Source organism: Streptococcus vestibularis ATCC 49124, from assembly GCF_000188295.1.
GTDB lineage: Bacteria > Bacillota > Bacilli > Lactobacillales > Streptococcaceae > Streptococcus > Streptococcus vestibularis.
Genome location: NZ_GL831112.1, coordinates 123,804 through 135,597, shown reverse-complemented (window position 1 = coordinate 135,597; position 11,794 = coordinate 123,804). Strand labels below are relative to the sequence as shown.

The following is an 11,794-nucleotide window of genomic DNA, read 5'->3' as shown; positions in this document are numbered from 1 at the left end:
TTCTATTTCTGCTCCTGTTTCTTCACATAACGATAGGTCTTAATTTGGCCTTTACTGACAACTCGAACAATCACTTGTTTATCCTTAACCTCGTAAGTCGTAGTACCCTGAGAAAAACTAAAAGCACCTGCTTCCTTATCCACCAAATCCATGGTCATCTCTGCCATGAGACGACTTTGACTGGTCACTATTTGTGCTTGGTTTTGTCTAGAGCTAGCAACCACCCGTTCCAGATAAACATGAAGAAGGAGTGTGAAAATGCCAGCCATAAAAAGAGCGTAGAGGAGAACGCCTCCCCTAACCTGTTTTTTCAAAAGCATAAATAAAACTCCTTTGTAGTCCATTTTTAAGAGTCACTTGAATAGTAACTATCTGGTTCTTTTGACTTACCGTACTAGATTTGACATCGAAAAGCATTGGTTGATAGCCTCGACCGTCAGCATTTGTTTTTCGAAAATCAGTAGCACTTGAAAGTCCAAAAGCCAGGTCTTGATTATCCTGCTTGACATAGAGTTTGTTCCCCTCTACCTTTACCAACTGACAACCTTCTAATTCTGCCTCCATTTGTTGGACAAATAGAAGCCAGTCTTGGTTTTCTTGTTGTCTTACCTGTTTGACATTGCCCACCAGAACGGTGGTTAAGCCCTGATATACTTGGACAGAACCAGCTATAACCAGTAAGGCTACCAGACATTCCAAAAGGGTAAAGGCGCGAACCTTACTATTTAGAGACATGAGTAATTTCCTTTCCTGATTCATAAACTGTGATGCCCTGCTTGCTACGTTTTACTGTCACTGTGATACCATTTAAGGTCAACTGATCCTGTTTGGTCTGAACTGCCATGGTAGCCACACTCAAGACCTCCTGTTGGTGGAGATTCCTAGCCATTAGCCTACGATTGGTATTGATCTGATCCAAGATAAGACCACTGACGAGTACTAAAACAGCCATTGCTACCAGGCTTTCGATAAGAATATAGCCTCTAAGAGACCGTCTTTTTATATTTACCGCTGCCCATGTTAAGCTGATAGGTCACCACCTCCTTATCACTTGAAAAACGAATCTTGGTGAGGCTCGAGTTGCCTCCTTTGGCATTAAACACTAGCGTCTGCCCCTTATCCAGATGAATATTTTTAGGAATCACCAGACTGGATTTTCCGTTACTGATTTTATCCTTGGTCAACTGCAATTCAACATTGGCCCCTTTCGCCGCTGCCAATCGCTGACTATCTCGGTATAGGTACTCAAAGCGCAGATAAAAAAGATTAGTCTCAACCTGCTGAAAAATACCTGTGACTGAGCCTGACAAACTCAGAGTGAGAAAGGCAACCACTGCTAGAGTCACCAGACTCTCCAACAAGGTAAAGGCTCTAATTGGCCACTGAGCGGCTTTCGCCACCATGTTTCGCATAATAATCATTGTATGAATCTGCCTGTTTTTGCGTGATTTGACCTTCTGAAACAAGAGCGGCTAAGCTAGCTGTCTTGTTATTCTTCATTTCATAAAGTTCTGCTTGAGAATCCACGACCTTGACCACAGCCGCATTTCCAGTCTCTTTAACAGAATCCTTCTGCTTGCTCAAGTTAGGTACAAAGAGCAAAAGGAGAATACTGATAATGAGAAGCACGACCAACATTTCAATCAGTGTAAAAGCTCGTAGTTTAACGGCATTCAATTTTTTTAACATCATTTTCATGACATCATTCCTTCCATATTTTGATACATTGGTAATAGCATGGCTGCATAGATCATTACAATCACGACAGCAACAATAATAAAAATGAGGGGTTGCACAAAGGTTGTTGCCTTATTAAGACGGTTAAAGAAAGCCTGCCAAACCTCTTCAGCATAGACTTCTAACTCATAGCCCAACCTAGCATTAGCCTCTCCATAAGCAATAATCAAGGATAGTTCCTTAGTGAAAAAAGGGTGACTAGCAATACGATCAGGAAAACTCTGTCCTAGCATCAAGGCCTCTTCTAAATCAGCCCCCAGCTCACGAAAGAGCTTAGACTTTTGCTCTTGCATAAGAGAAACCAAGTCTAACAGGTCAATCCCTTGTCCTAAGAGATTTCCCCATTCCCTAGCATAATAGGCGGTCGTATATAGCCTGACAGTTTGGCCTATAAAAGGGATTTTTGCCATTCGTCGATAAAAGACAAGGGCTGGCTGGCGTTTCACCCATAGATAGAGAATTAAGCTTAATACAAGAAGTCCGCACAAAGTCACAAAAAAGAGCTGGGGAAAAATCTGAACCAACTGTATAGCCCAATTCTCCTTACCATCCCCCTCTAACAATTGAGGAAGAAGATAATTTTTGAGCCCCAACATAATCAGAATCAGGAAACCCAGAAGTAGGATAGGGTAGGTCGCTACCTCCATGAGTTTCTTACGAACCTTGGTCATGCGAAGCATGTAGGTTTCAATCTTGGTTAAACTCCCTAGAAGATTACCGTGCTTATCAGCAAGGGCAATCTGAGTAACAATGTTGTCCGAAAAACCCACTGACGCAAACATCTGGTCTAGCCTGTCGCCTCGCATTAAGCTTGCTTTCATAAGAGATAATGACGATTCTTTCAACAAGTGACTTCGCTCCAAAAAGGCTACGATTTCAGTTAAGGTAAAACCGGCCTTTAGAAGTTGTTTGAAGAGCTGGATAACCTTGACTTGCTGATTAATCTTTAATTTTTTCCCCTTGGATATCCCCTTCAGTGAGATATCCTTGTTTAACCAAGCCTTCCAACTGTTGGTTCCAGCTGGCTGACGAATGGCTTTGGAAATTTTCACAGGCAAAATCAATCGCACCTCCTCCCTTAATCAAACGCATATAGGCAATCCCTTGAAGAGCATTATCCAACTCAGACTTATCTACACCGAGGTCCAGAAGACGCTCATAAACACCTGCCACACTCTTTGCGTGAATAGTTGAAAGAACAGTCACTCCTGTCAGACTAGCTCTAATAACCGCTCGAGCAGTCTCCTTATCTCGAATTTCTCCAATAATCAAAACATCCGGGCGGTGACGTAGTGATAGCTTAATCAAATTATCATAGGTCATGTCAATTGCCTGATTTACCTGGAGTTGCAAGACATTATCCTGTTTAATTTCCACAGGATCTTCAATAGAAATCACCTGCTGTCCCTTAAAACGCTCCTGAACCAATTCATGCATAAGTGTGGTCTTCCCAGAACCTACGGGACCCGCAAAGAGATACAGTCCTCGATAATCCAATGCATCCTTAATAGGCTGAATCCCTTGATTCCAGTAAGTTAGCTCTCTTCGTTCGGAATGAAGAACACGAATAACCAAGCTCTCCAAACCTCGATAGTCTCCAACAGTTGATAAACGCAGAGAAACCAAGTGACCGTCACCACAATCATAGTCACAAGAGCCCAATTGACTCCTACGCTTCTCACCTACCATCATTCCCGCCACAAATTTAAAGTGACCAATAAGACTAGCCATGAAATCAGGCCGATATACATCAATCAATCTCCTCTCTTGCCCAACTCGCATATAGAGCTCATAATTATCCTGACGTGGAATGACATAGATGTCTTGAGCCCCACAACTATCAGCATTTTTGATTATTTCTTTAGCAAATTCTGTTATCATAAGGACCTCCTCATAAACCTATTCGTAAAAAGTTTAAAAAAATGAAAAGAAGCTCGAAAAAATTCGAGCTTCTGCATTGTTTAACGTTTAATTTTACAGTGGGCATGACTTGGAAGGTCATTTCGCTTTTCATATCCCGGACTGTGTTTTTCCTCAGGAATTTCCTGCCAATCATCTAAAAGTGCAATCGATCGATAGACCTGCAAGTATTCGTCACACTCCTCACACCAGTGTTTATCCTCTTGGTCCCAAAAAGCAGTCATGACACTACTACGACTGATGTAACTTGGCAAGATTTCTTCCATGGCAAACCAAAGTTTTTTATAGTACTTGAGGGCATCGTAAAAATTTTCAAATTCCTTAGTACTTATAATATCCTCCTGCCAACCTTCCAAGAACCACCACGGTTCCAAATTCCCTTTCATTTCAACTACTTGGTACATTTTTCTTTCTCACTTCATCTTTGGTGTCCTTATTATACAAAATTTTCTGGAAAAGATAAAAAAATGGTCTTATATTTTATATTTATCAAAAATTGAAGAGATTCTAGTCATATAAATACGAAAAGAACCCACAATTCATTGTGAGTTCTTTTGCTTTCATTTTAGTCTTCAGATGTTTCCACAATTGCTTCATCAACAGCAATGTTTTCAATAACTTCAACTTCATTAACTGAAAGTGGTTCAATGTTACGGTAACGAGCCATACCTGTACCAGCAGGGATAGTCTTACCAATAATAACATTTTCTTTAAGACCAAGGAGATGGTCTTTCTTACCACGGATAGCTGCATCTGTAAGCACACGTGTTGTTTCTTGGAAGGAAGCCGCTGACAAGAATGAATTTGTTTCAAGTGAGGCTTTCGTAATACCAAGAAGGACTGGACGAGATGTTGCAGGAACACCACCAGAGATAACAATATCCTTGTTAGCATCTGTGAAGTCAGAAATGTCCATAAGTGTACCTGGAAGGAGGTCTGTATCACCTGGATCCATAACACGTACTTTACGAAGCATTTGACGAACCATTACTTCGACGTGTTTGTCACCGATTTCTACCCCTTGGCTACGGTAAACTTTTTGCACTTCTGCAAGAAGATAAGTTTCAACTGACAAGGTATCACGTACTTCAAGGAGACGTTTAGGTTGGATTGACCCTTCTGTCAAGGCCGCACCACGGTGTACTTCGTCACCAACTTCTACTTTCATACGAGCTGTAAATGGAACGACGTACTCACCCATTCCAGTCTTACCTTGAACAAAGACTTTCTTAGTACGTGTCGCAGCATCTTCTTCGATTTCAATAACAGTACCCTTAACTTCAGTGATAACCGCTTCCCCTTTAGGGTTACGTGCTTCAAAGATTTCCTGGATACGTGGAAGACCCTGTGTGATATCGGTGTTTGAGGCTACCCCACCGGTGTGGAAGGTACGCATGGTAAGCTGTGTACCAGGTTCCCCGATAGATTGGGCAGCGATAGTACCAACTGCTTCACCAACTTCAACCGCATCACCTGTCGCCAAGTTGATACCGTAACAGTGACGGCAGACACCGTGACGTGTGTTACATGTAAAGACTGAACGGATAGTTACTTCTTCAACACCAGCATTGACAATAGCTGCAGCCATGTCTTCAGTAATCAAAGTATCTGGACCTACGATTACTTCACCTGTTGTAGGGTTCTTAACTGATTTCTTAGTATAACGCCCTTGAAGACGTTCTTCAAGTGTTTCCGTAACTTCTTTACCGTCAGTAATAGCACGGATGAGAAGACCACGATCTGTTCCACAGTCATCTTCACGAATAATAACATCTTGAGCAACATCAACCAGACGACGAGTAAGGTAACCTGAGTCAGCTGTCTTAAGGGCCGTATCGGTCATACCTTTACGCGCACCGTGAGTAGAGAAGAACATTTCCAAAACGCTCAAACCTTCACGGAAGTTTGAAAGGATAGGCAATTCCATGATACGTCCGTTAGGAGCAGCCATCAAACCACGCATACCGGCAAGTTGAGAGAAGTTAGAGATGTTACCACGGGCTCCTGAGTCCATCATCATAACGATTGGGTTCTTAGGATCTTGTGTCTCAATCAGACGTTTTTCAAGTGCTTCTTTCGCTTCACGCCATGTTGTTGTAACAGCAACATAGCGGTCATCTTCTGTCATCAAACCACGACGGAAAGCTTTGTTAATTTCTTCAACACGGTGGTGAGCAGCATCGATAATTTCTTGTTTGTTATCGATAACTGGGATATCGGCGATACCCACTGTCAATCCAGCAAGTGTTGAGTGGTAGTAACCAAGGTCTTTCAAACGGTCAAGGAAGGCTGATGTTTCAGTCGTACGAAGACGTTTGAAGGTTTCAGCGATGATGTTACCAAGATTTTTCTTCTTGAATGGCGCATTAATTTCCAAACTATCAATAACTGTTTGGATATCTTGACCTGGTTCAAGGAAGTACTTATCTGGTGTACTATCTGTCAAGTTCTCATTTGTTGTTTCTTGAAGATATGGAATTTCTGCTGGAATGATTGAGTTAAAGAGAATCTTACCAACAGTTGTAACCAAAATCTTGTGAAGTTGGTTTTCTTTCCAAGGTTTATCAGGCATGCTGTCTACTGCGATACCGACACGGCTATGCAAGTGAACATAACCATTACGATAAGCCATAACTGCCTCATCAATATCCTTGAAGACCATACCTTCACCCTCACGGCCTTCTTCTTCCATAGTCAAGTAGTAGTTACCAAGAACCATATCCTGAGATGGCGTTACGACCGGTTTACCGTCTTTAGGGTTAAGGATGTGTTCAGCCGCAAGAAGGAGCAAACGTGCTTCAGCTTGAGCTTCTTCAGACAATGGAACGTGGATGGCCATTTGGTCACCGTCAAAGTCGGCATTGTAGGCCTCACATACCAATGGGTGAAGACGAAGGGCCTTACCATCAATCAAGACAGGTTCGAAGGCTTGGATACCCAAACGGTGGAGGGTAGGTGCGCGGTTAAGAAGTACTGGGTGTTCCTTGATAACATCTTCAAGAATATCCCAAATACGTTCGTCACCACGTTCAACCATACGTTTAGCAGCTTTCACGTTACCTGCGTATTCACGCGCAACGATTTCACGCATAACAAATGGTTTGAAAAGTTCGATGGCCATCAAACGGGGAACACCACATTGATACATTTTAAGTGTTGGACCAACGGCAATAACGGAACGTCCAGAGAAGTCGACACGTTTACCAAGTAAGTTTTGACGGAAACGGCCTTGTTTACCTTTAAGCATGTGACTCAAAGATTTAAGTGGACGACTACCTGGTCCAGTAATTGGACGACCACGACGTCCATTATCAATAAGAGCGTCAACCGCTTCTTGCAACATACGTTTTTCGTTTTGCACGATGATACCTGGAGCACTCAACTCAAGCAAACGAGCCAAACGGTTGTTACGGTTGATCACACGACGGTAGAGGTCGTTCAAGTCAGATGCTGCAAAACGACCACCGTCCAATTGAACCATCGGACGAAGATCTGGTGGCAATACTGGCAAGATGTTAAGTACCATCCATTCTGGTTTATTACCAGACTTGTAGAAGGCATCAAGAACGTCCAAACGACGAACTGCTTTAACACGTTTTTGACCAGTTGCTGTCTTCAACTCTTCTTTGAGTTCAGCAATTTCCGCTTCCAAATCTACTTGTTTCAAGAGATCTTGTATTGCTTCTGCACCCATTTTAGCGACAAATGAACCATGACCATACTCTTGCAATTTTTCACGATATTCACGTTCAGTCAAGAGAGATTTTGGCTCAAGTGGCGTTTCCTTTGGATCGATAACCACGTAAGCTGCGAAGTAAATAACTTCTTCAAGCGCACGAGGACTCATATCCAAAGTCAATCCCATACGAGAAGGGATTCCCTTGAAGTACCAGATATGTGATACTGGTGCTTTCAACTCGATGTGACCCATACGTTCGCGACGAACCTTAGCACGTGTTACTTCAACACCACAGCGGTCACAAACGATACCTTTATAACGGATACGTTTGTATTTTCCACACGCACATTCCCAGTCTTTAGTAGGACCAAAGATCACTTCGTCGAAGAGACCTTCACGTTCTGGTTTGAGCGTACGGTAGTTGATTGTTTCAGGTTTCTTAACTTCACCATAAGACCATGAACGGACCTTGGTCGGTGAAGCTAGTGTGATTTGCATACTTTTAAATCGATTTACGTCAACCACTAGTATTACCTTTCTTTTGTTCTATTGACAATAGCAGCGCTATTCTAACCTTTATCAGCTACCTTAGCAGAGAGATTTAACTCCCTCTCTAAAGCTTATTTTATTCTGTTTTATCTGAAGCTTCTTCTTTATCTTTTTCTAATTCAGTAGCTTCTTGGGCTTGTTGTACACGTGCTTTTTCAAGATCATCAACGTGCATGACGTCGTCATCTTCACCTTCATCAAGATCACGCAATTCAACTTCATGATCGTCTTCATCAAGGACACGCATATCAAGACCGAGTGATTGCAATTCTTTAACAAGTACTCGGAATGATTCTGGTACACCTGGTTTTGGAATTGGTTTACCTTTAGTGATAGCTTCATAGGCTTTCAAACGTCCATTAACGTCATCAGACTTGTAAGTCAAGATTTCTTGAAGAATGTTTGATGCACCGTAAGCTTCAAGGGCCCAAACCTCCATCTCACCGAAACGTTGTCCACCAAATTGTGCTTTACCACCAAGAGGTTGTTGAGTAACAAGTGAGTAAGGACCAACTGAACGGGCGTGAAGTTTATCATCAACCATGTGGTGAAGTTTGATCATGTACATGACACCAACTGACACACGATTATCAAACGGCTCACCTGTACGGCCATCGTAAAGGATTGTCTTAGCATCGCTGTCCATACCAGCTTCACGAACAGTATCCCAGAGATCTTCTGAGCTTGCCCCATCAAAGACTGGTGTTGCGATGTGGATACCCAAGTTACGAGCAGCCATACCAAGGTGAAGTTCCATAACCTGACCAATGTTCATACGTGATGGCACTCCAAGAGGGTTCAACATGATATCAACTGGTGTACCGTCTGGAAGGTAAGGCATGTCTTCAACAGGAACAATACGAGAAACAACCCCTTTGTTACCGTGACGACCGGCCATCTTATCTCCGACCTTGATTTTACGTTTTTGAGCGATGTAAACACGAACAAGCATGTTAACACCTGATTGCAATTCATCACCGTTTGCACGTGTAAAGATTTTAACATCACGAACGACACCATCACCACCGTGAGGTACACGGAGTGATGTATCACGTACTTCACGAGATTTATCACCAAAGATAGCATGGAGAAGACGTTCTTCAGCAGAAAGGTCTTTTTCACCCTTAGGTGTTACCTTACCAACAAGAATATCACCTTCTTTAACCTCAGCACCAATACGGATAATACCCATTTCGTCAAGGTCTTTAAGGGCTTCTTCACCAACGTTTGGCAATTCACGTGTGATTTCTTCAGGTCCAAGCTTTGTATCACGTGTTTCTGATTCGAATTCTTCCAAGTGAACAGATGTATAAACATCGTCTTTCACGAGGCGTTCACTCATGATAACGGCATCCTCGAAGTTGTAACCTTCCCATGTCATGTATGCGACAATAGGGTTTTGACCGAGGGCCATTTCGCCACCTTCCATAGATGGACCGTCAGCGATAAAGTCTCCTTTTTCAACAATATCACCAACCTTAACCAAAGTACGTTGGTTGTAGGCAGTACCTGAGTTTGAACGACGGAATTTTTGAATAGTATAAACATCAAGAGAACCATCTTCACGACGAACTTCAACCTTATCGGCGTCAGAATAAACAACTTTACCGTCGTGTTGAGCGATAACTGCAGCACCTGAATCGTGGGCAGCTTGATATTCCATACCAGTACCAACATAAGGTGCTTTTGGATCAATCAAAGGCACAGCCTGACGTTGCATGTTGGCACCCATGAGGGCACGGTTAGAGTCATCGTTTTCCAAGAAAGGAATACATGCTGTCGCAACGGCAACTACCTGTTTAGGAGAAACATCCACGAAATCTACAAGGTGTGATGGGTATTCTTGGTTATTACCTTGGTGACGACCCATGACAATTTCTTCTGCAAATGTTCCATCTTCGTTCAACTTAGAGTTGGCCTGAGCAACTGTGTACTCATCTTCTTCGTCAGCAGTCAACCAAACCACTTCGTTGGTTACTTTACCAGTTGCACGGTCAACTTTACGGTATGGTGTTTGAATGAAACCGTACTTGTTAAGGTGTCCATATGAAGACAAGTTATTGATCAAACCGATGTTAGGTCCTTCAGGTGTTTCAATTGGACACATACGACCGTAGTGCGTGTAGTGCACGTCACGAACTTCATATCCGGCACGGTCACGTGTCAAACCACCAGGTCCCAAGGCTGACAAACGACGTTTGTGTGACAACTCTGACAATGGGTTGTGTTGGTCCATGAACTGTGACAACTGTGAAGAACCGAAGAATTCTTTAACAGCTGCAGTTACAGGGCGAATATTGATGATTTGTTGTGGTGTCAAGACTTCGTTATCTTGAACTGACATACGCTCACGTACGTTACGTTCCATACGAGCCAAACCAATACGGAATTGGTTGGCAAGCAATTCACCAACCGCACGGATACGACGGTTACCAAGGTGGTCGATATCGTCTACTTTACCGATACCTTCAGCAAGGTTGAGGAAGTAGCTCATTTCAGCCAAGATATCCGCTGTTGTCAAAGCACGAACTTTATCATCTGGGTTGGCATTACCAACAATTGTAACCACACGATCTGGATCATTTGGTGCAACAACCTTGAATTTTTGAAGAACCACAGGTTCTGTAACCACCGCATAATCGTTTGGTGTGTATACAAATTTGTTCAAATCACCATCCAAGTGTTCTGCGATTGAATCAATCACATCACGTGTCATTTCAGTACCAGCTTCAACAAGGATTTCACCTGTTTCAGGATCTACCAAGTTTTCAGCAATTGTTTGTCCCAAAAGACGTGTCTTGATGTTAAGTTTTTTGTTAACTTTGTAACGACCAACAGCAGCCAAGTCGTAACGACGTGGGTCGAAGAAGCGAGCTACAAGCAAGCTACGTGAGCTGTCAGCAGTTTTGGGTTCACCTGGACGAAGTCGTTCATAAATTTCTTTAAGTGCTTCATCAGTGCGCGAATCTGCTGGATTTTTGTGGATATCTTTTTCAACAGTGTTACGAACCAACTCGCTATCACCAAAGATATCAACAATTTCGTCATCACCTGAGAATCCAAGCGCACGCACAAGCGTTGTGAATGGGATCTTACGTGTACGGTCGATACGAGTGTAGGCGATATCTTTTGAATCTGTTTCAAGCTCAAGCCATGCCCCACGGTTAGGAATAACTGTTGATCCGTAACCCACTTTGCCGTTTTTATCAACCTTATCGTTAAAGTAAACACCAGGTGAACGCACCAACTGAGAAACGATAATACGTTCACCACCATTGATGATGAAAGTACCCATCTCAGTCATAATTGGAAAATCTCCGAAGAAGACTTCCTGAGTTTTGATTTCACCAGTTTCTTTGTTAATAAGGCGGAAAGTCACAAAGATTGGTGCTGAGTATGATGCATCGTGGATACGAGCTTCCTCAAGTGTATACTTAGGTTCCTTCAATTCGTAACCAACAAATTCCAATTCCATGGTGTCTGTGAAGTTTGAAATGGGAAGTACATCCTCAAAAACCTCTTTAAGACCAGTATCTAAGAATTCTTTGAATGAATCCGTTTGGATTTCAATCAAGTTTGGTAAATCAAGAACTTCTTTGATTCTTGAAAAACTACGACGGGTACGATGCTTCCCGTATTGAACGTCATGTCCTGCCAAGTCTTCTACTCCTTTTCTACATTCGAGACCTGCTTTGCAAGTCGTGCACTTTAAATATTTGTCTCCTGCCTTTTTCAGTTGCTTGTCCCGCTAACAAGTGATTAGATACTAACATCCACTTATCCGATTAACGATAAGCGAAAACTTTAATCTGTGAATTTTTAGAACCTTTAAATATGTATTACAATAACCAAAAATCCTAAAAATAAGCACAAAAATAGCAGCTAAATCTGACCGAAAAAACGTTGATT

At 42.4% G+C, this 11,794-nt stretch carries 10 protein-coding genes; all 10 read right to left on the bottom strand.

The window, feature by feature from the left end; all coding sequences use genetic code 11:
* Positions 1 to 2: 2 nt before the first annotated feature.
* The gene (gene comGG / locus HMPREF9425_RS00705) at positions 3 to 320 is read right to left on the bottom strand and encodes a competence type IV pilus minor pilin ComGG (RefSeq protein WP_003092009.1); all 318 of its coding nucleotides are present in this window, start codon (positions 318 to 320) and stop codon (positions 3 to 5) included.
* Positions 298 to 735 carry a competence type IV pilus minor pilin ComGF gene (gene comGF, locus HMPREF9425_RS00700; RefSeq protein ID WP_003091908.1) on the bottom strand — a complete coding sequence of 146 codons (438 nt, stop codon included), beginning with the start codon at positions 733 to 735 and terminating at the stop codon, positions 298 to 300. Before comGF ends, comGG begins: the two co-directional genes overlap by 23 nt.
* Positions 722 to 952 (bottom strand): competence type IV pilus minor pilin ComGE, encoded by a 231-nt coding sequence (comGE, locus tag HMPREF9425_RS00695; RefSeq protein WP_003095891.1) that lies wholly within the window; start codon positions 950 to 952, stop codon positions 722 to 724. The genes comGF and comGE overlap by 14 nt, the downstream gene beginning before the upstream one ends.
* Before the next feature lie 31 nt (positions 953 to 983).
* Positions 984 to 1,412, bottom strand: a complete 429-nt coding sequence (gene comGD, locus HMPREF9425_RS00690; protein WP_253665936.1) for a competence type IV pilus minor pilin ComGD — start codon at positions 1,410 to 1,412, stop codon at positions 984 to 986.
* Positions 1,372 to 1,698, bottom strand: a complete 327-nt coding sequence (comGC, locus tag HMPREF9425_RS00685; protein ID WP_002885815.1) for a competence type IV pilus major pilin ComGC — start codon at positions 1,696 to 1,698, stop codon at positions 1,372 to 1,374. Before comGC ends, comGD begins: the two co-directional genes overlap by 41 nt.
* Positions 1,695 to 2,795 (bottom strand): competence type IV pilus assembly protein ComGB, encoded by a 1,101-nt coding sequence (gene comGB / locus HMPREF9425_RS00680; protein WP_155809878.1) that lies wholly within the window; start codon positions 2,793 to 2,795, stop codon positions 1,695 to 1,697. Before comGB ends, comGC begins: the two co-directional genes overlap by 4 nt.
* Positions 2,677 to 3,618, bottom strand: coding sequence for a competence type IV pilus ATPase ComGA (comGA, locus tag HMPREF9425_RS00675; RefSeq protein WP_003095883.1), 942 nt, complete (start codon positions 3,616 to 3,618; stop codon positions 2,677 to 2,679). The genes comGB and comGA overlap by 119 nt, the downstream gene beginning before the upstream one ends.
* Positions 3,619 to 3,698: 80 nt before the next feature.
* Positions 3,699 to 4,061: a DUF1033 family protein gene (locus HMPREF9425_RS00670; RefSeq protein WP_003095881.1), complete on the bottom strand. Its 363-nt coding sequence runs from the start codon at positions 4,059 to 4,061 to the stop codon at positions 3,699 to 3,701.
* Between the two features lie 161 nt (positions 4,062 to 4,222).
* A complete protein-coding gene (rpoC, locus tag HMPREF9425_RS00665; protein ID WP_037621242.1) occupies positions 4,223 to 7,861 on the bottom strand; it encodes a DNA-directed RNA polymerase subunit beta' in 3,639 nt (1,212 codons plus the stop codon).
* 100 nt (positions 7,862 to 7,961) lie between these two features.
* Positions 7,962 to 11,543 (bottom strand): DNA-directed RNA polymerase subunit beta, encoded by a 3,582-nt coding sequence (gene rpoB / locus HMPREF9425_RS00660; RefSeq protein WP_003091947.1) that lies wholly within the window; start codon positions 11,541 to 11,543, stop codon positions 7,962 to 7,964.
* Positions 11,544 to 11,794 lie beyond the last annotated feature (251 nt).